The organism is Mycobacterium saskatchewanense (assembly GCF_010729105.1).
In the GTDB taxonomy this organism is placed as follows: domain Bacteria; phylum Actinomycetota; class Actinomycetes; order Mycobacteriales; family Mycobacteriaceae; genus Mycobacterium; species Mycobacterium saskatchewanense.
In genome coordinates this window covers 5,604,705-5,628,432 of record NZ_AP022573.1, presented here as the reverse complement: position 1 = coordinate 5,628,432, position 23,728 = coordinate 5,604,705, and the positions used below count along the sequence as shown (strand labels likewise).

Annotated in this window: 19 protein-coding genes and 1 pseudogene; 5 read left to right on the top strand and 15 right to left on the bottom strand. The window is 69.2% G+C overall.

The features are described 5' to 3' along the window. Positions 1-109: 109 nt before the first annotated feature. Entirely contained in the window at positions 110-1,576 is a 1,467-nt protein-coding gene (gltX, locus tag G6N56_RS26420) for a glutamate--tRNA ligase (RefSeq protein WP_085256184.1), read from the bottom strand. Beyond that, complete coding sequence (locus G6N56_RS26415) at positions 1,573-2,370, bottom strand: fumarylacetoacetate hydrolase family protein (protein WP_085256183.1); 798 nt, start codon at positions 2,368-2,370, stop codon at positions 1,573-1,575. Before G6N56_RS26415 ends, gltX begins: the two co-directional genes overlap by 4 nt. Before the next feature lie 103 nt (positions 2,371-2,473). Between G6N56_RS26415 and G6N56_RS26410 the strand changes: the two genes are divergently transcribed. Further along, entirely contained in the window at positions 2,474-3,778 is a 1,305-nt protein-coding gene (locus G6N56_RS26410) for an MFS transporter (RefSeq protein ID WP_085256182.1), read from the top strand. On the opposite strand, the gene G6N56_RS26405 is transcribed toward G6N56_RS26410, so the two are convergent. Both G6N56_RS26405 and serA read right to left on the bottom strand, forming a co-directional pair. Beyond that, positions 3,678-4,688, bottom strand: a complete 1,011-nt coding sequence (locus G6N56_RS26405) for a 3-isopropylmalate dehydrogenase (RefSeq protein ID WP_085256181.1) — start codon at positions 4,686-4,688, stop codon at positions 3,678-3,680. The genes G6N56_RS26410 and G6N56_RS26405 overlap by 101 nt on opposite strands. After that, the gene (gene serA / locus G6N56_RS26400; RefSeq protein WP_085256180.1) at positions 4,685-6,271 is read right to left on the bottom strand and encodes a phosphoglycerate dehydrogenase; all 1,587 of its coding nucleotides are present in this window, start codon (positions 6,269-6,271) and stop codon (positions 4,685-4,687) included. The genes G6N56_RS26405 and serA overlap by 4 nt, the downstream gene beginning before the upstream one ends. 228 nt (positions 6,272-6,499) lie before the next feature. Here serA and wrbA point away from each other — a divergent pair, with 228 nt between their 5' ends. Then, a complete protein-coding gene (wrbA, locus tag G6N56_RS26395) occupies positions 6,500-7,102 on the top strand; it encodes an NAD(P)H:quinone oxidoreductase (protein WP_085256179.1) in 603 nt (200 codons plus the stop codon). Between the two features lie 71 nt (positions 7,103-7,173). Here wrbA and ilvC read toward each other — a convergent pair whose 3' ends face one another. The 3 genes from ilvC to G6N56_RS26380 are packed head-to-tail and all read right to left on the bottom strand — an operon-like array spanning position 7,174 to position 10,599. Further along, positions 7,174-8,175 carry a ketol-acid reductoisomerase gene (ilvC, locus tag G6N56_RS26390; protein ID WP_085256309.1) on the bottom strand — a complete coding sequence of 334 codons (1,002 nt, stop codon included), beginning with the start codon at positions 8,173-8,175 and terminating at the stop codon, positions 7,174-7,176. Positions 8,176-8,233: 58 nt separating this feature from the next. Beyond that, positions 8,234-8,740, bottom strand: coding sequence for an acetolactate synthase small subunit (gene ilvN, locus G6N56_RS26385; RefSeq protein WP_085256178.1), 507 nt, complete (start codon positions 8,738-8,740; stop codon positions 8,234-8,236). Continuing rightward, the gene (locus G6N56_RS26380) at positions 8,740-10,599 is read right to left on the bottom strand and encodes an acetolactate synthase large subunit (protein WP_085256177.1); all 1,860 of its coding nucleotides are present in this window, start codon (positions 10,597-10,599) and stop codon (positions 8,740-8,742) included. The genes ilvN and G6N56_RS26380 overlap by 1 nt, the downstream gene beginning before the upstream one ends. A 334-nt stretch (positions 10,600-10,933) precedes the next feature. Here G6N56_RS26380 and G6N56_RS26375 point away from each other — a divergent pair. Next, positions 10,934-11,269 (top strand): annotated as a pseudogene (locus tag G6N56_RS26375) (PH domain-containing protein); the annotation flags it as partial. A gap of 12 nt (positions 11,270-11,281) precedes the next feature. Here the strand turns inward: G6N56_RS26375 and G6N56_RS26370 are convergent. Continuing rightward, on the bottom strand, positions 11,282-12,139 hold the full coding sequence (locus G6N56_RS26370) for a DoxX family protein (protein ID WP_085256175.1): 858 nt from the start codon (positions 12,137-12,139) through the stop codon (positions 11,282-11,284). A 229-nt stretch (positions 12,140-12,368) separates the two neighbouring features. Here G6N56_RS26370 and G6N56_RS26365 point away from each other — a divergent pair, with 229 nt between their 5' ends. Further along, complete coding sequence (locus G6N56_RS26365) at positions 12,369-13,490, top strand: PQQ-dependent sugar dehydrogenase (protein ID WP_163645175.1); 1,122 nt, start codon at positions 12,369-12,371, stop codon at positions 13,488-13,490. A 66-nt stretch (positions 13,491-13,556) separates the two neighbouring features. Here the strand turns inward: G6N56_RS26365 and gatB are convergent, their stop codons facing one another. From gatB to gatC, 4 genes are all read right to left on the bottom strand, one after another. Further along, on the bottom strand, positions 13,557-15,068 hold the full coding sequence (gene gatB, locus G6N56_RS26360) for an Asp-tRNA(Asn)/Glu-tRNA(Gln) amidotransferase subunit GatB (protein WP_085256967.1): 1,512 nt from the start codon (positions 15,066-15,068) through the stop codon (positions 13,557-13,559). A gap of 403 nt (positions 15,069-15,471) precedes the next feature. Then, positions 15,472-16,503: an ATP-dependent 6-phosphofructokinase gene (locus G6N56_RS26355; protein WP_085256966.1), complete on the bottom strand. Its 1,032-nt coding sequence runs from the start codon at positions 16,501-16,503 to the stop codon at positions 15,472-15,474. A 122-nt stretch (positions 16,504-16,625) separates the two neighbouring features. Beyond that, positions 16,626-18,107: an Asp-tRNA(Asn)/Glu-tRNA(Gln) amidotransferase subunit GatA gene (gene gatA / locus G6N56_RS26350; protein ID WP_085256965.1), complete on the bottom strand. Its 1,482-nt coding sequence runs from the start codon at positions 18,105-18,107 to the stop codon at positions 16,626-16,628. Then, the gene (gene gatC / locus G6N56_RS26345; RefSeq protein WP_085256969.1) at positions 18,104-18,403 is read right to left on the bottom strand and encodes an Asp-tRNA(Asn)/Glu-tRNA(Gln) amidotransferase subunit GatC; all 300 of its coding nucleotides are present in this window, start codon (positions 18,401-18,403) and stop codon (positions 18,104-18,106) included. The genes gatA and gatC overlap by 4 nt, the downstream gene beginning before the upstream one ends. A 107-nt stretch (positions 18,404-18,510) precedes the next feature. Between gatC and G6N56_RS26340 the strand changes: the two genes are divergently transcribed. Then, a complete protein-coding gene (locus G6N56_RS26340) occupies positions 18,511-19,167 on the top strand; it encodes an ACT domain-containing protein (RefSeq protein WP_142280716.1) in 657 nt (218 codons plus the stop codon). Positions 19,168-19,171: 4 nt separating this feature from the next. Here the strand turns inward: G6N56_RS26340 and G6N56_RS26335 are convergent, their stop codons facing one another. The 3 genes from G6N56_RS26335 to G6N56_RS26325 form a co-directional block, all read right to left on the bottom strand. Then, positions 19,172-20,416 carry a glycosyltransferase gene (locus tag G6N56_RS26335; RefSeq protein WP_085256963.1) on the bottom strand — a complete coding sequence of 415 codons (1,245 nt, stop codon included), beginning with the start codon at positions 20,414-20,416 and terminating at the stop codon, positions 19,172-19,174. 127 nt (positions 20,417-20,543) lie between these two features. Next, entirely contained in the window at positions 20,544-22,628 is a 2,085-nt protein-coding gene (gene ligA, locus G6N56_RS26330) for an NAD-dependent DNA ligase LigA (protein WP_085256962.1), read from the bottom strand. Between the two features lie 63 nt (positions 22,629-22,691). Then, a complete protein-coding gene (locus G6N56_RS26325; protein ID WP_085256961.1) occupies positions 22,692-23,705 on the bottom strand; it encodes a uroporphyrinogen decarboxylase/cobalamine-independent methonine synthase family protein in 1,014 nt (337 codons plus the stop codon). Between the last annotated feature and the right edge of the window lie 23 nt (positions 23,706-23,728).

The window sequence follows — 23,728 nt, the reverse complement described above, 5'->3', positions numbered from 1 at the left end:
TTCCGCGGACTCGGGAGAGCCTTCGGGTGCCGCCGCCGCCAGCCGTTGAGGGCCGACGTGCAGACTACCAAAGACTGAGCCGCCAATCCGCACGCGCGTCGTTCGTCTTCTAGACAATCGCTTCGCGCGCCGCACTCAGGCGCCGCAAGCTGCGGACGCGGCCGAGCAACTCCAGCGACTCGAACAATGGCGGGCTGACCGTCGTCCCGGTGGCGGCAACCCTGATCGGACCGAAAGCCTTACGCGGTTTGAGCGCCAGGTCGTCGATGAGCGCGGTCTTCAGCGCGGTCTCGATGTGCGCCGTGGTCCACTCCGCCAGGCCGTCCAGCGCGGCCAGGGCGGCGTCGAGCACCGGGCCCGCGTCGGGGCCGAGCTCCTTGCCCGCCGCCTTGGGGTCGATTGCGTACTCGTCTTCATTGAGGAACTTCAGCAGCTCCCACGCGTCGCCCAGCACCACGATGCGGGTCTGCACCAGATCGGCGGCGGTGGCGAACGCCGCGTCGTCCAGCCCAAGGCGGTGGCCGTGGGCGTCGAAGTAGTCGCGCAGGCGGCCCGCGAAATCCGCCGGCTCGAGCATCCGGATGTGCTCGGCGTTCAGGGCGTCGGCCTTCTTCTGGTCGAACCGGGCGGGGTTGGAGTTGACGTCGACGACGTCGAACGCGGCCACCATCTCGTCGAGGCTGAACAGGTCATGGTCGTCGGCGATCGCCCAGCCCAGCAGCGCAAGGTAATTCAGCAGCCCCTCGGGGATGAACCCCCGGTCGCGGTGGGCGAACAGATTGGATTGCGGATCGCGCTTCGACAGTTTCTTGGTGCCCTCCCCCAATACCGTTGGCAAGTGCGCGAACTGCGGGGTCCGCTCGGCCACGCCGATCCGGATCAGCGATTGATACAGCGCGAGCTGACGCGGGGTCGACGGCAGCAGGTCTTCGCCGCGCAGGACGTGGGTGATCTTCATCAGCGCGTCGTCGACGGGGTTGACCAAGGTGTACAACGGATCCCCGTTGGCGCGGGTCAGCGCGAAATCGGGCACGCTGCCCGCAGCGAACGTGGTGGTGCCGCGGACGAGGTCGTCCCAGGCCAGGTCCTCGTCGGGCATGCGCAGGCGCACCACGGGCTTACGGCCTTCCGCGAGGAAGGCCGCGCGCTGCGGGTCGGTCAGCTGCCGGTCGAAATTGTCGTAGCCCAGCTTCGGATTGCGGCCCGCGGCGATGTGACGGGCCTCGACCTCCTCGGGCGTCGAGAATGCGTAGTAGGCCTCCCCCGCTTCGAGAAGTTTGGCCACCACCTCGCGGTAGACCTCTTTGCGCTGCGACTGACGGTACGGGCCGTAGGGTCCGCCGACCTCGGGCCCCTCGTCCCAGTCCAGGCCGAGCCAGCGCAGCGCGTCGAGCAGCGCGAGATAGCTTTCCTCGCTGTCCCGTTCGGCGTCGGTGTCCTCGATGCGAAAAACGAACGTGCCGCCGGTGTGCCGGGCATAGGCCCAGTTGAACAGCGCGGTGCGGACCATCCCGACGTGCGGGGTGCCGGTGGGCGACGGACAGAATCGGACGCGTACCTGCCCTGCTGTGGTCACGACTTGCCCTTACGGACCACGGGATTGGAGAGGGTGCCGATGCCCTCGATCGTGATGGAGACGGTGTCTCCGTCCTCGATGGGGCCGACGCCGGCGGGTGTGCCGGTGAGGATGAGGTCGCCGGGCAGCAGCGTCATGACGGCGGAGATCCATTCGATGATGTCGCCGACGTCGTGAATCATCAGCGACGTCCGGCTGTTTTGCTTCACTTCACCGTTGACCTCGGTACGCAGCTCGAGGTCCGCCGGGTCGACGTCGGTGACGATCCAGGGCCCGACGGGGCAGAATGTGTCATGTCCTTTGGCGCGGGTCCACTGGCCGTCGGCCTTTTGTTGATCGCGTGCCGACACGTCGTTGGCGATCGTGTAGCCGAGGATGTTTTCGGCGGCCTGAGCGGCGGCGACGTCCTTGCACGGCCGGCCGATCACCGCGGCCAGCTCACCCTCGAAGTGCACGGGTGATGCGTTGGCGGGCAATTTGATCGGCGCGTTGGGACCGACGATCGCGGTGTTGGGCTTGAGGAAGATCACCGGATCGGCCGGCGCGGGGCCGGTGAGGTTGCTCATCTCGGCGACGTGGTCGGCATAGTTCTTTCCGACACAGACCACCTTGCCCGCCAGGATCGGGGCCAGCAGCCGCACATCGGCGAGTGGCCACGATCGGCCGGTGAAACTCGGCGTGCCGAAGGGATGCTCGGCGATCTCGCGGGCGGTCATCCCGGCGGGGTCGGCCGTGTCGCCCTCGATGCTGACGAAGGCGACACCGTCGGGGCTGGCGATTCGACCAAGGCGCATTTCGTTGAGCCTACTGACCAGTGGCCGGCTCGGGCGGGCGGCCCTTCGAGCACGCCCACGCGAACGTCACCAGCGGCTTTTCCGACGTGTGCAAGCATGGGGAATGGAGACGGACGTCGCCACCACCGGCCAACTCAGCGGGCGCGCAAGGTGGTCCATCCTGGTCGTTTCGCTGGTGGCGACGGCGAGTTCGTTCCTCTTCATCAACGGCGTTGCGTTCCTCATTCCCGCGCTGCAAGCTTCGCGCAACATACCGCTCGACGAGGCCGGTTTGTTGTCCTCGATGCCGAGCTGGGGAATGGTTGTCACGCTGGTGCTCTGGGGTTACCTGCTCGACCGGGTGGGCGAGCGCGTGGTGATGACCGCGGGTTCGGCGCTCACCGCGGTGGCGGCCTACGCCGCGGCGTCCGTCCATTCGATGACGCTGACGGGCGTGTATCTGTTCCTCGGCGGGATGGCGGCCGCCAGTTGCAACGCGGCCGGGGGACGGTTGGTGTCCGCCTGGTTCCCCCCGCACCAACGGGGTTTGGCCATGGGTTTTCGCCAGACGGCGCAGCCGTTGGGTATCGCTTTGGGCGCGCTGGTGATTCCCGAGCTGACCGAACGCGGGCCGACCGCGGGGCTGATGTTCCCCGCGCTGGCGTGCGCGTTGGGTGCGGTGGCCAGTGCGGTGGGGATCATCGATCCGCCTCGCAAACCACGGGAGAAGGCGGACGATCACGAGCTGGCCAGCCCCTATCGGGGGTCGTTGGTGCTGTGGCGAATTCACGCCGTGGCCGGTCTGATGATGATGCCTCAGACGGTGACCGTGACCTTCATGCTGGTGTGGCTGATCCGCAACCTGCAGTGGTCGGTCGCGGCCGCCGGCGGTTTGGTGACCCTTTCGCAGCTGCTCGGCGCCGCCGGGCGCATCGCCGTGGGCCGGTGGTCCGACCGGATCGGCTCACGGATGCGGCCGGTTCGCATCATCGCCTTGGCCGCGGCCGTGACACTCTTCCTGTTGGCGTGGGCCGACTTTCTGAATTCCCGGTACCAAGCACCGTTGATGGTGCTGATCGCGGTGATCGCCGCACTCGACAACGGGCTGGAGGCAACGGCCATCACGGAATTCGCCGGACCGTTCTGGAGCGGCCGCGCGCTGGGCATCCAGAACACCACCCAACGGGTGATGGCGGCCGCGGGGCCGCCCCTCTTCGGCGCGTTCATCGGCGCGGCCAAGTACCCGCCGGCGTGGTTGCTGTGCGGCGTATTCCCGCTGCTGGCAGCACCGTTGGTGCCGAGCCGCCTGGTCCCGCCGGGCTTGGAGACTAGAGCGCGGCGACAATCCGTTCGCCGACATCGCGTGTGGCAAGCCGTTCGCTCCCGCGCGTTGCCAGGTGCTTCGCGACGGCGCCGTCCACCCGGGTAGCGGCGTCGTCCTCACCCAGGTGCGCGAGGAGCAGCGCCACCGACATGATCGCCGCGGTGGGGTCGGCGATGCCCTGGCCCGCGATGTCGGGCGCGCTACCGTGCACGGGCTCGAACATCGACGGGTTGGCGCGGGTGGCGTCGATGTTTCCGCTTGCCGCCAAGCCGATTCCGCCGCACACCGCCGCGGCCAGGTCGGTGATGATGTCGCCGAACAGATTGTCGGTGACGATCACGTCGAACCGTCCCGGGTCGTTGACCAGGAAGATGGTGGCGGCGTCGACGTGCTGGTAGGCCACCTCGACGTCGGGATACTGTTCCCCGACCTCGGCCACGATCCGCGACCACAGCTTTCCGGCGAAGGTCAACACATTGTTCTTGTGCACCAGCGTCAGGTTTTTGCGACGTCGCTGTGCGCGCTCGAACGCATCGGCCACGACTCGGCGCACACCGAACGCGGTGTTCAGGCTGACCTCGGTGGCCACCTCGTTGGGCGTACCGGCGCGGATCGCGCCACCGGTACCGGTGTAGGGGCCTTCGGTCCCCTCGCGCACCACCACGAAATCGATGTCGGGATTGCCGGCGAGCGGACTGCTCACGCCCGGATACAGCCGTGCCGGCCGCAGGTTGACGTGGTGGTCCAGCTCAAAGCGCAGGCGCAGCAACAGGCCTCGCTCCAGCACGCCGCTCGGCACCGACGGATCGCCTACCGCGCCCAGCAAAATGGCGTCGTGCTCGCGCAATTCGGCGAGCACCGAATCCGGCAGCAGCTCGCCGGTGGCGTGGTAGCGCCGGGCGCCCAGGTCGTACTCGGTCTTCTGCACGCCGGGCAGCACGGAGTCGAGGACCTTGATCGCCTCGGCCGTCACTTCCGGCCCGATGCCGTCACCGCCGATCACAGCCAGTTTCACGAGAGATCGACCACCTCGAGCTTGTTGGCACCCACGGCCGCAGCGATCGCCGACCGCACGTCGTCGGGAACGTCTTGATCAAGCCGCAACAGGATCGTGGCGCTCGGGCCCTCGGTGTCCTCACTCAGTTGCGCCGCCTGAATATTCACGCCGGCGGCACCCAACAAGGTGCCGATCTTGCCCAGCGCCCCGGGCTGATCCATGTAGTTGATCACCAGGTTGGTGCCCTGGGCGCGCAGGTCGAAGTTGCGTCCGTTGATCTGGACGATCTTCTCGACCAACTGCGGACCCGACAGCGTGCCGGCGACGTTGACGGTCGAGCCGTCGTGCGCGACGGCCCGCACGTCGACGACGCTGCGGTGGTTGGGGCTCTCGGAAGCCGTGCTGAGTTCGGCGGTGACGCCACGCTCGGAAGCCAGCGCCGGCGCGTTGACGAAGGTCACCTGGTCCTCGATGACGGCGGAGAACAGCCCGCGCAGCGCCGAAAGCTTGAGTATCTCAACGTCTTCGGAGGCCAGTTCGCCGCGCACCTGGACCGACAGCGACGCGGGCAGCCCGTCGGACAGCGCGGCAACCAGCACGCCGAGCTTGCGCACCAGGTCCAGCCACGGGGCCACCTCTTCGTTGACCACGCCACCGCCCACGTTGACCGCGTCGGGCACGAATTCGCCGGCCAGCGCGAGCTTCACGCTCGCCGCGACATCGGTGCCGGCGCGGTCCTGCGCCTCGGCGGTGGACGCGCCGAGGTGCGGCGTGACGACCACCTGCGGCAGCTCGAACAGCGGGCTGTCGGTGCACGGCTCTTTCGCGAACACGTCGATGCCGGCCGCGCGCACGTGGCCGCTGCTGACCGCTTCGGCCAGCGCCGCCTCGTCGACGAGCCCGCCGCGCGCGGCGTTGACGATGATGACGCCCGGCTTGGTCTTCGCCAGCGCCTCCTTGCCGATCAGGCCCGCCGTCTCGGGGGTCTTCGGCAGGTGCACGGAGATGAAGTCGGCGCGGGCCAACAGGTCGTCGAGCGCCAGCAGTTCGATGCCCAGCTGGGAAGCGCGGGCCGGCGACACGTACGGGTCGTACGCGACGAGGTGGGCGCCGAAGGCCGCCAGCCGCTGGGCGACCAGTTGGCCGATCCGGCCCAGCCCCACGACGCCAACGGTCTTGCCGAAGATCTCGGTGCCGTTGAAGGAGGAGCGCTTCCACGTGTGCGCGCGCAGCGAGGCGTCGGCCGCCGGGATCTCGCGCGCCGCGGCCAGCATCAGCGCCAGTGCGTGTTCGGCGGCGCTGTGGATGTTCGACGTCGGGGCGTTGACCACGAGCACGCCGCGCTCGGTGGCGGCGTCCACGTCCACGTTGTCCAGCCCGACGCCCGCGCGGGCCACGATCTTCAGCTTGGGCGCCGCGGCCAGCACCTCGGCATCGACGGTGGTGGCCGATCGCACCAGCAGCGCGTCGGCGTCAGGCACCGCGGCCAGCAGCTTCTCGCGGTCCGGGCCATCCACCCAGCGCACCTCGACCTGGTCTCCCAGCGCGGCGACGGTTGATTGGGCGAGCTTGTCGGCGATTAATACAACAGGCAGATTCACCCGGACAGACTATCGGCTGGACTTAACGCCCCGGCGCCGCCGTCGTCGGGCCGAATATGACGTGCAGCCAGTGGACGTCGCCGCCACGAAGAACCCCACGACCGGCCGTCCCCCTTGGGGCGGGTGTGGCCCACGTGACTGGTGTGTTCTATCCACGGCGTACGGCTCTCGATCTGCCGCCACGGCAACGTCTTCGGGACCTGTTGACGGCCGCCCTAGGATGACGCCGTGACCAAGCTCGCTGTCATCTACTATTCCGCGACCGGCCATGGCACGGCGATGGCCCGGCGCGTCGCTGCCACGGCCGAGTCCGCAGGCGCCGACGTTCGCGTGAGGCACGTGGCGGAAACGCAGGATCCGCAGTCGTTCGCGCACAACCCGGCCTGGACGGCCAACTATGCGGCGACGAAAGACCTCCCGGCAGCCACCGGCGACGATATCGTCTGGGCCGACGCGGTGATCTTCGGGTCACCGACGCGCTTCGGCTCTCCCGCAGCGCAATTGCGGACCTTCCTCGATTCGCTGGGTGGGCTGTGGGCTCAGGGCCAACTCGCGGACAAGGTGTACGCGGCCTTCACGTCCTCCAATACGCTGCACGGCGGTCAGGAGACGACCCTGCTGTCGCTCTACATCACGCTGATCCATTTCGGCGGCATCATCGTTCCGCCGGGATACACCGATCCGCTGAAATTCGTCGACGGCAATCCGTACGGGGTGAGCCTGCTCTCGACCCATGACAACATCGAGACGTTCGACGAGGCGACCGCTAACGCCCTCGACCACCTGGCACGCCGCGTGGTCTTGACAGCCGGCCGCCTGCGCGACACATAAACCACGCACACGACACGCGGTAGCCGGTCGCGGTGGTTTATGTGTCGCGACAGCCGGCAAAGCCGGCCGGACTACGCCGTCTCGGTGATCGGCCGGTCGACCCAGCTCATCAGGTCACGCAACCGCTTGCCGACGACCTCGATGGGATGCTCGGCGTTCTCCTTACGCAACTGCTCGAGCTGCTTGTTGCCGCCCTCGACATTCTCGACCAGCTTCTTGGTGAAGCTGCCGTCCTGGATGTCGCGCAAGATCTCCCGCATGCGCTCTTTGGTGCCGGCGTCGATCACCCGCGGACCCGACAGGTAGCCGCCGAACTCCGCGGTGTCGGACACGGAGTAGTTCATCCGGGCGATGCCGCCCTCGTACATGAGGTCGACGATGAGCTTGAGCTCGTGCAGCACCTCGAAGTACGCCATTTCCGGCGGGTAGCCCGCCTCGACCATCACGTCGAAACCGGTCTTCACCAATTCCTCTGTGCCACCGCACAACACAGCCTGCTCACCGAACAGGTCGGTTTCGGTCTCGTCCTTGAACGTGGTCTTGATGACGCCGGCGCGGGTGCCGCCGATGGCCTTGGCGTAAGACAGTGCCAGCGCCTCACCCTTGCCGGTCGGGTCCTGGTCGACGGCGATCAGACACGGCACGCCCTTGCCGTCGACGAACTGGCGGCGCACCAGGTGGCCGGGCCCCTTCGGGGCCACCATCGCGACGGTGACGTCGGCCGGCGGTTTGATCAGCCCGAAGTGGATGTTGAGCCCGTGACCGAAAAACAGGGCGTCGCCCTCCTTCAGGTTGGGCTCGATCTCGTTCTTGAAGATGTCGGCCTGCGCGGTGTCCGGCGCCAGCAGCATGATCACGTCGGCCCACTTGGCGACCCCGGCGGGGGTGTCGACGGTCAGGCCCTGCTCCTCGACCTTGGCCCGCGACTTCGAGCCCTCCTTCAAACCGACCCGGACGTCGACACCGGAGTCACGCAGGCTCAGCGAGTGGGCGTGGCCCTGGCTGCCGTAGCCGATGACGCCGACCTTGCGCCCCTGGATGATCGACAGGTCCGCGTCGTCGTCGTAGAACATCTCTAACGCCTCGGTTGCCACTTCTGTATCTCCTTATCAACTGACAATCTGAAATAACTTACTTAGCCGTGCCGATGCCGCGAGGACCGCGGGACAACGACACCACACCCGACTGGACGATTTCCCGGATACCGAAGGGCTCCAGCACCCGCAACAGCGCCTCGATCTTGCCCCGGTTACCGGTGGCCTCGATGGTCAGTGCCTCTGGCGCGACGTCAATGACCTTGGCGCGGAACAAGTTCACCGCCTCGATCACCTGGCTGCGGCTGCCCGCGTCGGCGCGCACCTTGATGAGCGCCAGTTCGCGGGACACCGAGTTGTCCTCGTCCAGCTCGATGATCTTGATGACATTGATCAACTTGTTGAGCTGCTTGGTGATCTGCTCGAGTGGGGTCTCCTCGGCAGAGACCACGATGGTCATCCGCGACATGTCCTTCTGCTCGGTCGGACCGACGGCCAGGGACTGGATGTTGAACCCGCGCCGGGAGAACAGCGCGGCCACCCGCGCGAGCACTCCGGGCTTGTCCTCCACCAACACCGACAGCGTATGAGTCACCGCGTCCATCAGGCGTGTCCTTCGCTTTCGTCGTCGAACAGCGGGCGGATGCCGCGGGCCGCTTGGATCTCGTCGTTGCTGGTGCCCGCGGCCACCATCGGCCACACCTGCGCGTCGGCGCCGACGATGAAGTCGATGACGACGGGGCGGTCGTTGATGGCGCGCGCCTGGTTGATCACGTCTTCCACGTCTTCCTCACGCTCGCAACGCAATCCGACGCAGCCTAGCGCCTCGGCCAGCTTCACGAAGTCCGGGATGCGGTGCGAGTGCGTGGCCAGGTCGGTCTGCGAGTACCGCTCCCCGTAGAACAGGGTCTGCCACTGGCGCACCATGCCCAGGTTGCCGTTGTTGATCAGCGCCACCTTGATCGGCGCACCCTCGATCGCGCACGTGGCCAGTTCCTGGTTGGTCATCTGGAAGCAGCCGTCGCCGTCGATCGCCCATACCTCCGCCTCCGGGCGGGCCAGCTTGGCGCCCATGGCCGCCGGAACGGCGAACCCCATGGTGCCCAGGCCGCCGGAGTTGAGCCAGGTGCGCGGCTTCTCGTAGGAGACGAACTGCGCAGCCCACATCTGGTGCTGTCCCACGCCGGCGACGTAGATCGCGTCGGGGCCGGCGATCTGGCCCAGCTTCTCGATGACGTATTCGGGGCTGAGGCTGCCGTCGCTCTGCGGGCCGTAACTCAGCGGGTACGTGGACTGGACCTGATCGAGGTAGGCCCACCAGTCGTCCATGTCGAGGGTGCCCGGGATCTCGCGCTCCCGCAGCATCGCGATCAGCTCGGTGATGACGGCCTTCACGTCGCCGACGATCGGCACGTCGGCGTGCCGGTTCTTGCCGATCTCGGCCGGGTCGATGTCGGCGTGGATGACCTTGGCCTCCGGCGCGAACGTGTCGAGCTTGCCGGTCACGCGGTCGTCGAAGCGCGTCCCCAGCGCGATCAGCAGGTCGCTGCGCTGCAGCGCCGCCACCGCGGCGACGGTGCCGTGCATGCCGGGCATGCCGAGGTGCTGGCGATGGCTGTCCGGGAACGCGCCGCGCGCCATCAGCGTGGTGACGACGGGAATGCCGGTCAGCTCGGCCAACTCGCGCAGCTGCTCGGTCGCCTCGCCGCGGATCACCCCGCCCCCCACGTACAGCACCGGCTTGCGCGCGGCCGCGATCAGCTTCGCGGCCTCCCGGATCTGCCGGTTGTGCGGCTTGGTGTTCGGCTTGTAGCCGGGCAGGTCCAGGCGCGGCGGCCAGCTGAACGTGCACTGGCCCTGCAGCACGTCCTTGGGGATGTCGACGAGCACCGCGCCGGGCCGTCCCGACGACGCGATGTGGAACGCCTCGGCGATCACCTGCGGGATCTCGTCGCCGGAGCGGACCAGGAAGTTGTGCTTGGTGATGGGCATCGTGATGCCGGAGATGTCGGCCTCCTGGAAGGCGTCCGTCCCGATCAGCGTGCGGCCGACCTGACCGGTGATGGCCACCACCGGTATCGAGTCCATCTGCGCGTCGGCCAGCGGGGTGACGAGGTTGGTGGCGCCGGGGCCCGACGTGGCCATCATGACGCCGACCTTTCCGGTGGCGTGCGCGTAGCCGCTGGCGGCGTGGCCGGCGCCCTGCTCGTGCCGAACCAGCACGTGGCGCAGCTTCTTCGAGTCGAATAAGGGGTCGTAGACCGGCAGCACCGCGCCGCCGGGGATGCCGAAGATGACCTCGACGTCGAGCTCCTCCAGTGACCGGATCACCGACTGGGCACCGGTAAGCTGTTCCGGCGCAACACGTTTCGGGTGTTTGGTCGGGGCCGCCGCGGGAGTTTCCGCGGCGTCTGAGGCGATGTCGGCCGGGCGCTGCGTCGGCGGCCTGGTGGGAGCGCTCACTGTGGGTCCTCTTGTCTCGTGTCGCTGTTGAAGTCTGGTCGTGCGCAAGAAAAAACCCCCGTCAGCTGGCTGCTGCACGAGGGTTGGCGCGTTGGTGCTGGATCGCTGAAATGCTGACGAGCTAGTCAGGCACCAACGCGCCGACTAATTACTACGAGCATCCCGGGCTTTCCGGCGGTATCCATAGTCTCCGAAGGTAGCCTTCCCACAGCTCAACCGTCAAATCCGCTGCCCGCGCGACGGCCCGCATCCGCCGAGGCGCCGGCCTTGCCGCGGGCGGTGGGATGATGCGGGGGTGATTACTGGCTCGCCCGTCGTCATCAGGGTGTCGCCGATGGCGCACCTCGCCGTCGGCTACCTGACCCTGGGATTGCTCATACCGGTGCTGGTGTGGCCGCCGTCGGCGCCGCTGCTGATCGTTCCGGTGATCTTGTCGGCGTTGATCATCCGGCTGCGCACCGTGGCCGACGCGGAGGGTGTCACCGTGCGGACGCTGCGGGGCAGCCGCACGGTGCGGTGGGAGGAGATCGACGGGCTGCGCTTCCACCGGGGCTCGTGGGCGCGGGCCCGCCTCAAGGACGGCGGCGAGCTGCGCCTGCCCGCGGTGACCTTCGCGACGCTCCCACTGCTCACCGAGGCAAGTTCGGGCCGGGTGCCCAACCCCTACCGCCAGGAGCAGGCGTCAGGCGATGGGGTTGACGCCGTTGAGCAGCACCCACACCCCGACACCGGCGGCGATGCCGGCCAGCAGGGCCACGAATGACCCGATGAAGGGTCGGTGGGCCCAACCGCGGCCCGCGTCGAGCCCATACCGGCCCGGTCCGCACAGCACGACGGCGACGGCCATGACGATGAGCGTGATCTGGTATTCGTGCCCTTGTGGCAGGAAGAACGCGAACGCGTGCGAGCGAGAGCTGCCGGAAACGGTGGCCAGCAGGCCGTTGATCAGGAACGCCAGGGCGCCCGCGGCGGCCACCGGGGTGAACAATCCCAGCACCAGCAACACGCCCGCGACGATCTCGCCGCCGGCGCTGACGTACGCGAGGATGTCGGCGTGGTGGTAACCGACATCGGTCAGGGAGTTCCGCAGGCCGGTCAGGCCGCCCCCGCCCCACCAGCCGAACACCTTCTGCAGGCCGTGGGCGGCGAGCACCACGCCGAGGCCCACCCGCAACACCAGCAAACCGAGGTGCTGGGTGCCGCGGCGGCCGCCGGGGCGTAGCCGGTCGTCGTCGTCGTCCGAATCGATGCGTGCGGGCTCGGTGGCCGAGATCGGCGCCGGGTGCGCCGCCGGCTGCGGCTGGACGTACGGCAACGGCTCCTGGTGGTCGAGGAGGTTGTACGTCGAGTTGCCGGGACCGGCCGAGTTGCCGGGGTCCTGGTAGGGGATGACGGTCGTGGTTCCGAAGTCACCCGGATACCCGACCGGCGTCAGGTCGTCTTCGGGGTCGACCAGGCGCGCCGAGGCGGGGCGTCCCGGGTTCGGCGCGGGGGATTCCCCGGGCCGCTGCCAATGTGCGTCATTCGATTGACTGGTCACGCGTGTCAGGGTAAGGGCAATTGGTCCTGAATTGGGGATTTGAGCGGCGCTTTCGCGCGGAAATCACGGGTCGGCGCGCCAAAATGCGGCCGATTCGGCCCAAAATCGCCGTCCGGCCCCGTCTTGCGGCATTTCTGCGCCGATTCCGCACCGGCGGTGGGGGTTGCCGACGGGCGCGCACACGCGGGCGTGTGGCGGCCATGACCGCGGGTTCCGTAGCCTGTCGGTCATGCGGATTCGGCGCTCGGTTCGATGCGGGTTCGCCGCGCTCAGCGCGGTCGTGGTCGTGTCGGGTGGGTGCGCGCGGTTCAACGACGCCCAGTCCCAGCCGTTCACTACCGCGCCCGAGCTCAAGCCCCAGCCCAGCTCGAGCCCTCCCCCGCCGCCGCCCCTGCCGCCGACGCCCTTCCCGAAGGCCTGCCCCGCGCCGGGTGTGATGCAGGGCTGCCTGGAGAGCACCAGCGGCCTGATCATGGGTCCCGACAGCAAGACTGCGCTGGTCGGCGAACGCACCACCGGCGCCGTCAAGGAGATCTCCGTCAGCGCCGAGCCGAAGGTGAAGATGGTGATCCCGGTGGACCCGTCCGGTGACGGCGGGCTGATGGACATCGTGCTGTCACCCACCTACAACCAGGACCGCCTGATGTACGCCTACATCAGCACGCCCACCGACAACCGTGTCATCCGCATCGCCGACGGCGACATTCCGAAGGACATCCTGACCGGAATTCCCAAGGGCGCCAACGGAAACACCGGAGCGTTGATCTTCACCAGCCCGACCACCCTGGTGGTGATGACCGGCGACGCGGGCAATCCCGCGATGGCCGCCGACCCGAAGTCGTTGGCCGGCAAGGTGCTGCGCATCGAGCAGCCGACGACCATCGGGCAGGCGCCGCCGACGACCGCGCTGTCCGGTGTCGGCGCCGGCGGCGGACTGTGCACCGACCCCGTCGACGGCTCGCTCTATGTCGCGGACCGCACCCCGACGGCGGACCGGTTGCAGCGCATCACCAAAACCTCGGAGGTGTCCACGGTGTGGACCTGGCCGGATAAGCCGGGCGTCGCCGGGTGCGCGGCCATGGACGGCACCGTGCTGGTAAACCTGATCAACACCAAGCTGACGGTGGCCGTGCGGCTTGCCCCCTCCACGGGTGCGGTCACCGGCGAACCCGACGTCGTGCGCAAGGACACCCACGCCCATGCGTGGGCGTTGCGAATGTCGCCGGACGGCAACGTGTGGGGCGCCACTGTCAACAAGACCGCCGGGGACGCCGAGAAGCTCGACGACGTGGTGTTCCCGCTCTTCCCGCAGGGCGGCGGCTTCCCGCGCAACAACGACGACAAGACCTAACCTCCGGCCCGGTCGCGGGTGACTCCCGCGGTGAACTATCGGCGTGTCGCGTCGCCGGGCTTGCGGTCAGCCCTGCCCGCAGGCCGCCAGCACGAGTTCGCGCACGCGGGCCGCGTCGGCCTGACCCCGGGTGGCCTTCATCACCGCTCCGACGATCGCGCCGGCCGCGGCCACCTTGCCGCCGCGGATCTTCTCCGCCACATCCGGATTGGCGGCCAGCGCCTCGTCGACGGCGGCCTGGGTGACCGAGTCGTCGCGCACGAGCTCCAGGCCGCGGGCGGTCATCACCTGTTCGGGCTCGCCCTCCCCGGCCAGCACCCCCTCGACGACCTGGCGGGCGAGCTTCACGGACAGCTTGCCCTCCTCGACGAGCGTGATCACTGCAGCCACCTGAGCCGGGGTGATGGCCAGTTCATCGAGGCCGACGTTCGCCTCGTTGGCCTTCTGCACCAAGAAGTTGCCCCACCATGCGCGCGCCTGCTCGCTGGACGCCCCGTGCTTGACGGTGGCAATCACCTGATCGACCGCGCCGGCGTTGACGAGGTCCCGCATCACCTCGTCGGATACGCCCCACTCTTGCTGGATTCGCTTGCGCGTCAACCACGGTAGCTCGGGAATCGTCTGTCGCAGCCGCTCCACGAGATCGCGGCTGGGCGCGACGGGTTCGAGGTCGGGCTCGGGGAAATAGCGGTAGTCCTCGGCGGTTTCCTTGGTGCGGCCCGGGCTGGTGTATCCAGCCTCGTGAAAGTGCCTGGTTTCCTGCGTGATTCGGCCACCGGAGGCCAGGACGGCTGCCTGCCGCTGCATCTCGTAGCGGACGGCGACTTCGACGCTGCGCAGCGAGTTGACATTCTTGGTCTCGGTCCGGGTGCCGAACTGCTCCGCGCCGGACGGCTTCAGCGACACGTTGGAGTCGCACCGCATCGACCCCTGGTCCATCCGCACATCGGATACTTCCAAGGCGCGCAATAGGTCTCGCAACGCGGTGACGTACGTGCGGGCAATCTGCGGCGCCCTGGCGCCCGCTCCCACAATGGGCTTGGTGACGATTTCGATCAGCGGCACGCCGGCCCGGTTGTAGTCGATGAGCGACGTGGTCGCGCCGTGAATCCGGCCGGTTTCGCTGCCCAAGTGGGTGAGCTTGCCGGTGTCCTCTTCCATGTGCGCCCGCTCGATGTCCACGCGCCAGGTGCTGCCGTCGTCCAGGGGCACCTCGAGGTAGCCGTTGATGGCGATCGGCTCGTCGTACTGCGAGATCTGATAGTTCTTCGGCATGTCCGGGTAAAAGTAGTTCTTGCGCGCGAAGCGGCACCACGGCACGATCTCGCAGTTCAGCGCCAGCCCGATGCGGATGGCCGACTCCACCGCGGCCTGGTTGAGCACCGGCAGCGAGCCGGGCAGACCGAGACATACCGGGCATACCTGGGTATTGGGTTCCCCGCCGAATGTGGTGGAGCAGCCGCAGAACATTTTCGTCGCGGTGGACAGCTCGACGTGCACCTCGAGCCCGAGCACCGGATCGAAGCGCGCGAGGACGTCGTCGTAGTCCATCAGCTCGGCGCCGGTAGCAACACTCATGCCGTCGATCGTAGTGGTGACCGCGAGGCCGGCGGAGCCGGGCGAAGCGGGTCACCACCACCAGACCCCGTGGTGACCGCGAGGCCGGCGGAGCCGGGCGAAGCGGGTCACCACCACCAGACCCCGTGGTGACCGCGAGGCCGGCGGACCCGGGCGAAGCGGGTCACCACCACCAGACCCCGCGGTGACCGCGAGGCCGGCGGAGCCGGAGCCTGCCGGCCCGGCGGACCCACCCAATCCAGCTGACCGCTGAACGACTCCGCGAACCGAACCGCGGTTGTTCATACCTTCGGGTATGGCCGCTCTGCGCTGGCCCGGAAACCATCAATCTGTGCCCACGGGAAAAAGGCGGCAAATTTCGGCCGCCGTTAGGCCGGCGCTACCTGCCGTTTGCTTAATCCGCTCAGCCGAAGAAGGCCGCCGCGTCGTCGTACCGGCTCTCGGGCACGAGTTTGAGCTGGCGTACCGCATCCCCCAGCGGAACCCGGCCGATGTCCTGTCCGCGCAACGACACCATCTGGCCGTACTCCCCCGCGTGCGCGGCGTCGGCGGCGTTGACGCCGAACCGGGTGGCCAGCACGCGGTCGTAGGCGGTCGGGGTGCCGCCGCGCTGGACGTGGCCCAGCACCGTTACCCGCACTTCCTTGTTGATGCGTTTTTCGACCTCGACGGCGAGCTGGGCGGCCACGCCGGTGAACTTCTCGTGGCCGAACTCGTCAAGGCCGCCTTCGCGCAACGTGATTGAGCCCGCGATCGGTTTCGCCCCTTCGGCCACCACGCAGATGAAGTGTGAATCCCCGCGTTGGAAACGGCGTTTGACGAGCCGGCACACCTCCTCGACGTCGAAGGGCTGCTCGGGAATCAGGGTCATGTGCGCGCCCGAGGCCAGGCCCGCGTTCAGCGCGATCCAGCCCGCGTGTCTGCCCATCACCTCCACGAGCATCACCCGCTGGTGCGATTCGGCGGTGCTGTGCAACCGGTCGATGGCGTCGGTCGCCACCGTCAGAGCGGTGTCGTGGCCGAAAGTGACGTCGGTGCAGTCGATGTCGTTGTCGATCGTCTTCGGCACCCCGACGACGGGCACGTTCTCCTCCGACAGCCAGTGCGCGGCGGTCAGGGTCCCTTCACCGCCGATGGGAATGAGGACATCGATGCCGTTGTCGTCCAGCGTCTGCTTGATCTGGTCCAGCCCGGCGCGCAGCTTGTCGGGATGCACACGGGCGGTGCCCAGCATCGTCCCGCCCTTGGCCAGCAGGCGGTCGTTGCGGTCGTCGTTTTGCAGCTGGATGCGCCGGTTCTCCAACAACCCACGCCACCCGTCCTGAAACCCGACGACGGACGAGCCGTATCGGGAATCGCAGGTCCGCACCACCGCCCGGATGACGGCGTTGAGACCGGGGCAGTCGCCGCCCCCCGTGAGAACTCCGATCCGCATGCCCCTCATCTTGCCCTGCGCCCCACTGAGATGGCGCGAGCAGACGCAGAATCGCGCCGAACTGCCGCAAATGACGCGAGTTTGCGTCTGCTCGTCACAAAAGAGCGCGCGCCTGCCCGGCGCTAGATCGCGCTCGGCAACGCGCCCCGGACCGCCTCGTAGGCGGCGCCCACCCGGTACAGCCGGTCGTCGGCCAACGCCGGGGCCATGATCTGCAGCCCGACGGGCAGGCCGTCGTCCGGGGACAGCCCCGCTGGCACCGACATGCCGCAATGACCCGCCAGGTTGAGCGGCAGCGTGCACAGGTCGAACAGGTACATCGCCAGCGGGTCGTCGACCTTCTCGCCGATCGGGAACGCCGTCGTGGGCGTGGTCGGCGACACCACGACGTCGACGGACTCATAGGCCCGATCGAGGTCACGGGCGATCAGCGTGCGCACCTTCTGCGCCTGGTTGTAGTAGGCGTCGTAATAGCCGGCCGACAGCGCGTAGGTGCCGATCATGATGCGCCGCTTGACCTCGGGCCCGAACCCGGCGGCCCGGGTCAGGGCCATCACTTCCTCGGCGCTGTGGGTGCCGTCGTCGCCCACCCGCAGGCCGTAGCGCATGGCGTCGAAGCGCGCCAGGTTGCTGGACACCTCCGACGGCAGGATCAGGTAGTAGGCGGCCAGGGCGTATTCGAAATGCGGGCAGTCGACCTCGCTGACCTCGGCGCCCTGCGCGGTCAGCTGCTTGACGGCGGCCTCGAACGACGCCAGCACCCCGGGCTGGTAGCCCTCGCCGCGCAGCTGCTTGACCACGCCGACGCGCACGCCGCGCAGGTCCCCGGAGGCGCCGGCCCGGGCGGCGCCCACCACGTCGGGCACCGGCGCGTCGACGGAGGTCGAGTCGCGCAGGTCATGGCCGGCGATCACCTGGTGCAGCAGCGCGGTGTCGAGCACGGTCCGCGCGCACGGGCCGCCCTGGTCCAACGACGACGCGCAGGCCACCAGCCCGTACCGGGACACCGTGCCGTAGGTGGGTTTGACGCCGACCGTCGCGGTCAGCGCGGCCGGCTGCCGGATCGAGCCGCCGGTGTCGGTTCCGATCGCCAGCGGGGCCTGGAAGGCGGCCAGGGCCGCCGCGCTGCCGCCACCCGATCCGCCGGGCACCCGGCCGATGTTCCAGGGGTTGCGGGTGGGGCCGTAGGCGGAGTTCTCCGTCGACGAACCCATCGCGAACTCGTCCATGTTGGTCTTGCCCAGGATCGGGATGCCGGCCGCGCGCAACCGCACGGTGACCGTGGCGTCATACGGCGATCGCCAGCCCTCGAGGATCTTGGACCCGCAGGTGGTGGGCATGTCCGTGGTCGTGAAGACGTCCTTGAGTGCCAGCGGGACCCCGGCCAGCGCCGACGGCAGCCGCTCGCCGGCGGCCACCGCATTGTCGACGGCGGCCGCCGCCGCGAGCGCCTCGTCGGCCGCCACGTGCAGAAACGCGTGGTAGCGGTCGTCGGTCGCCGCGATCTGGTCCAGGCACGCCTGGGTGACCTCGGTGGACGACACCTCCTTGGCGGCGATCCGCGCGGCCAGCATCGCGGCGTCGGACCGGATCAGTTCGCTCACTCGCTGTCCCCGAGGATCTGCGGAACGGCGAAGCGGCCGTCGACGGCCTCGGGCGCCTCGGCGAGCGCCTCGCGCTGCGTCAGGCACGGCGTCGGCTCGTCGGGCCGCGTGACGTTGACGTCCTTGAGCGGGTTGCCGGTCGCTTCGACGCCGGTCACGTCGACTGCCTGCACCTGGCTGACGTGGGTCAGGATGGCGTCGAGTTGGCCGGCGAAACTGTCGAGTTCGCCGTCGGTCAACGCCAGCCGGGACAGCCGGGCCAGGTGCGCCACCTCGTCGCGGGAGATCTGGGACACGAGCGCAAAGCCTAGTCGGGTGACGCCTGCCGGCGCCCTGCCGCCCACCGCTCGACGAAGGACCGGTCGAAATGCCGCGGACACATCCCTGTGTCACAGTGTTGGCCGTGCCGTCGTATCTGTTGCGCATCGTGCTGGTCGACCGCCCCGGCAGCCTGGGCTCGCTCGCGGTGGCGCTCGGCTCGGTGGGGGCGGACATCCTGTCACTCGACGTGGTGGAGCGCAGCTCGGGGAACGCGATCGACGACCTGGTCATCGAGCTGCCCCCGGGGGCGATGCCCGACACGCTGATCACCGCCGCGGAGTCGCTGTCCGGTGTCCGGGTGGACAGCGTCCGCCCCCATACCGGGCTGCTGGAAGCGCACCGGGAGCTGGAGCTGCTCGACCACGTCGCCGCGGCCGCCGACGGCGAGTCCAGGCTCAAGGTCCTGGTCGACGAGGCGCCCAAGGTGCTGCGGGTCAGCTGGTGCATGGTGCTGCGCAGTTCCCACGGCGAGCTGCAGCGCCTCGCCGACAGCCCGGGCTCGCCCGAAACCAAGGAGGACTCGGCGCCCTGGCTGCCCATCGAGCGGGCATCGACGCTGGACGGCACCGCGGAGTGGGTGCCGCAGGCGTGGCGCGACATGGACACCACCATGGTCGCGGCCCCGCTGGGCGACCCGAACACGGCGGTCGTGCTGGGCCGGCCCGGCCCGGAATTCCGCCCCTCCGAGGTCGCCCGGCTGGGCTACCTGTCCGGGATCGTCGCGACGATGCTGCGCTGAGAGGCTACGCGGGCACCCGGTCCAGCAGGCTGTTGTAGATGGCGACGATCTTCTCGGTCTGCAGCGACTGCCGGCCGGCGTCCCGGCGCGCGGCGACAGCGTCGGTCATCTCGCGCAGTTTGGCGCGATCCGCGACGAGCGCGCGGATAGCCGCGGCGAGCGAGGCGGGCGACGGGCTGGTGGTGAGGACGCCGCCGCCTTCGGGGACCGTTTCGCCCAGCGCCGGGTCGCAGTAGATCATCGGCAGCGACATGGCGGCGGCCTCCAGCAGCACCAGGCCCTGGGTGTCGAAATCGTAGGACGTGAACAGCAGGGCGTCGCTCGACCTCATCGCGACCAGGCAGTCCTCGCGGTCCACCCGGCCGCGCAGGCGGATCCGCTCGCCGAGGCCGGCGGATTCGATCGTCTTGCGGATGGCGGGCACCAGGTGGCCGTCACCGTAGATGTCCAGCGTGCAGCCATCCACCTGGGCAACCGCCTCGACCGCCGCCGTGATGCGCTTTTCCGACGACAGCCGCCCGCACCAGATGAGGCGCAGCGGGTCGCCGTCCGCGGCGGGGGTGACCCGGGCCGCGCGGGCGCGGTCGATCACGTCGTCGTCGACGCCGTTGGAGACGACCGAGATCGGCCGGCTCACCCCGCGCCCGGCCAGGGACCGCGCGAAGTGCCTCGTCGGGGTGATCTCGTGGTCCACCGCCTGCGCGTGCGCCACCATGAGGCGCCAGGCCAGGCGCGATGCGAGGCCCTCTTTCACGCGGGTCAGGTTGAACTCCCGGGACAGGTGCCGCTTCTGCATCTGGGCGAACAGCACCGCCAGCGGAAGCGGCGTCGCGGTGGCTTGCTCGAAGTACACGTCGAAGCGGGTGTGCTTGGTCTGGACCACCGGAATGCCGTGCCGGCGCGCGGCTTCTACCCCCGCGACCGCCACCCCGAGGTCGCCCTGGGTGTGCACGACGTCGACGGGCTCGCGGGTGCGGAACGCCTCGTCGATGACCGCGCGGTTGACCTTGGACGGCCACACGAACATGAAGTCGTCGTGCCTGCCCAGCCTGCGCATGAGCGGGGCGATCACCGGCACCGGCTTCAGCTCGACGACGCCCGGGTCGGGGTCGGCCGTCTTGGGCAGCGGCGCCGTGAACACCGTCACCCGGTGCCCGCACTGCTCCAGGGCGCGACGCTGGGTGGCCACCGAGACCTGTGTCCCCCCGAGGCTGTCCGGGTGAAGATCGGTGAAAAGAGCGACATGCATGCAAAAGCCTCTCGAAAAGTCGGTGAAAAGTGCCCAGCGGCAATCGGCTACGACGTACGACCGCCCTGTCTGCCCCACCCCCGCAGGAAAGGTCAAGTAGTCGCGCCGCCCATGCTACTGAGAGCGGTCACTCCGCCGCCGGAGCGGCCGGCGGGCCCTGCTCCAACAACGTGCGGAACCCGTCCTCGTCGAGCACCGGGACCCCCAACTCGATGGCCTTGTCGTACTTTGAGCCCGGCGAGTCGCCGGCGACGACGTAGTCCGTCTTCTTCGACACCGAGCCCGCGGCCTTGCCGCCGCGGGCGATGATCGCCTCCTTGGCGTCGTCGCGGGAGAACCCGGCCAGCGAGCCGGTCACGACGACGGTCAATCCCTCCAGTGTGCGGGCCACGCTGGTGTCGCGCTCGTCGGCCATCCGCACGCCGGCGGCCCGCCACTTGTCGACGATCGCACGGTGCCAGTCGACGGTGAACCACTCGGCGAGCGCGGCGGCGATCGTCGGCCCGACGCCCTCCACCGCGGCGAGCTCCTCGGTGGACGCGGACACGATGGCGTCGAGGCTGCCGAACTCCGTTGCCAGGGCGCGGGCGGCCGTCGGTCCGACGTGGCGGATCGACAGGGCCACCAGCACCCGCCACAGCGGCGCGGCCTTGGCCTGGTCGAGGTTGGCCAGCAGGCGCTTGCCGTTGGCCGACAGCGTGCCGGCCTTAGTGCGGAACAGATCGGTGCGCAGCAGGTCGTCCTCGGTGAGGGTGAACAGGTCGCCCTCGTCGGCGATCACGCCGGCCTTCAGCAGCGCGATGGCGGCCTCATAACCCAGCCCCTCGATGTCCAGCGCCCCGCGGCCGGCGACGTGAAATACCCGTTCCCGCAGCTGCGCCGGACAGGACCGGGCGTTGGGGCAGCGGATGTCGGCGTCGCCCTCCTTGGCCGGGGCCAACGGGGTGCCGCACTCGGGACAGCTTGTGGGCATGACGAATTCGCGTTCGGTGCCGTCACGCAGGTCGACGACGGGGCCGAGCACCTCCGGGATCACGTCGCCGGCTTTGCGGATCACCACGGTGTCACCGATCAGCACGCCCTTGCGCTTGACCTCGGCGGCGTTATGCAGGGTGGCGAGCCCGACAGTCGACCCGGCGACCTTCACCGGTGTCATGAACGCGAACGGCGTGACCCGCCCGGTGCGTCCGACGTTGACCCGGATGTCCAGCAGCTCCGTCTGCGCCTCCTGAGGCGGGTACTTGTAGGCCACCGCCCACCGCGGCGCCCTCGACGTCGTCCCCAGCCGGCGCTGCAGCGCGACGTCGTCGACTTTGACTACGACGCCGTCGATTTCGTGCGGGACGTCGTAGCGGTGCTCGCCCCAGTACGTGACCCGGTCCTCGACGGCGGCCAGTCCGCGCACCCGGGCGGTCTCCTCGGCCACCGGCAACCCCCACGAGCGCAGCGCCGTGTACGCCTCGTGCAAGGTTTTCGGCGCGAAGCCTTCCGTGCGGCCGATGCCGTGGCAGATCATCCGCAACTTGCGCCGGGCGGTCACGGCCGGGTTCTTCTGGCGGAGCGACCCGGCGGCGCTGTTGCGGGGATTGGCGAACGGCGCCTTGCCTTCCTCGACGAGGCTGGCGTTCAGCGCCTCGAAGTCGGCGAGCATGAAGAACACCTCGCCGCGCACCTCCAATAGCCCGGGGACCGGGAAGTCAGCACTGGCCGCGAGCCGTTCGGGCACGTCGTCGATGGTGCGCGCGTTGAGCGTGACGTCTTCGCCGACGCGGCCGTCACCGCGGGTCGCGGCGCGCTCGAGCCGGCCGTCGCGATACACCAGCGACAGGGCCACCCCGTCGATCTTCAGCTCGCACAGGTAATCGGGGTCACGGCCGATCTCGTTCTCGACCCGAATGCTCCAGGCGGCGAGCTCGTCGCGGTCGAACACGTCGTCGAGGCTGAGCATGCGCTCGAGGTGTTCGGCCGAGGTGAAGTCGGTGGCGAAGCCCGCGCCGCCGACCAGTTGCGTCGGGGAGTCCGGCGCCCGCAGCTCCGGGTAGCGGTCCTCCAGCGCGAGCAGTTCGTTGAACATCGTGTCGAAGTCGGCGTCGGAAATGATCGGCGCGTCCTTGATGTAGTAGCGGAACTGGTGCTCGCGGACTTCGGCGGCCAGTTCCTGCCAGTGGCGCCGCACCTCGGGCGGTGCCTCGTCGGCTTCGGCAGGGCTCACCTCCGCAGGCTATCTAAGGGCGACGACAGCCCCCCGGCGCGGGCATCTGGGGCGAACCGAGCGTCAGATGGCGTCGGGGTCGTCGGCGAACGCGGCGGCCGCCGTGCGGGCGAGCTCTATCGCGGTCCTGGCCCACTGCGTCGTCGCGCCGGCCAGGCCGCACGCCGGGGTGACGCCGATCCGGTCCCGCAGGGCCGACCGGCCGAAGCCGAGGCGATCGGTCACCGCGACCACCGCACCGGCCACCTCTTCGGCCGAGGGGCGCCGCTCGGGAGCCGCGGCGGGGACCACGCCGAGCATGACCGCGCGGCCCGTTTCGACGAAGGCCGCGACGCCGTCCAGGTCGGCCGCCCGCAGCGTGCCCGCATCTACCGACACCGCGCCAATACCACTGCGCGCCAACAGATTCCACGGCAACTCGGGGGCGCAACTGTGCAGCAGCACCTCGGTCCCCACGCCCCCGACGCAGGTGTCCAGCAGCGCCTCGGCCACCGCCTCGTCCAGGGGCGCAATCGGGCTCAGCGACGTGACCCCGGTCAACCGGCCGCCCAGAGCACTCGGCAGCGACGGTTCGTCGAGCTGCACCACCACGGGCGTCTCGAGCCGACGGGCCAGCGCCGCGCGGTGCGCGCCGACGCCTTCCCCCAGTGACGCGGCCAGGTCACGCAGCGCCCCCGGGTCGGTGATCGCGCGGTGCCCGTTGGCCAGTTCGAGCCCGGCGGCCAGGGTGATCGGCCCGGGCGCCTGCACCTTGACCGGCCGCCCGCCGCCACGCAACCCCGCCGCCTCCCAGGCCTCCTCCAGCGCGTCCATGTCCTCGTCGAGCAGGCTGACGGCCCGCCGCGTCACCGCCCCGGGCCGGGCGGCGATCCGATACCCGCGGGGCACCGTGTCGATCGCGACGTCCACCAGCAGCGCGCCGGCCCGGCCCAGGGTGTCGGCGCCCACTCCCCTGGCGGGCAGCTCGACGAGGTGGGCCAGCGCGCCCGCCAATTCTCCGACGACGATTTCGGCGGCGGTGCGCGCTACGGTGCCGGGCCACGAGCCTATGCCGCTGGCGGTCGCGAAAACACTCACCGGGCAACCGTATTCGACGCCAC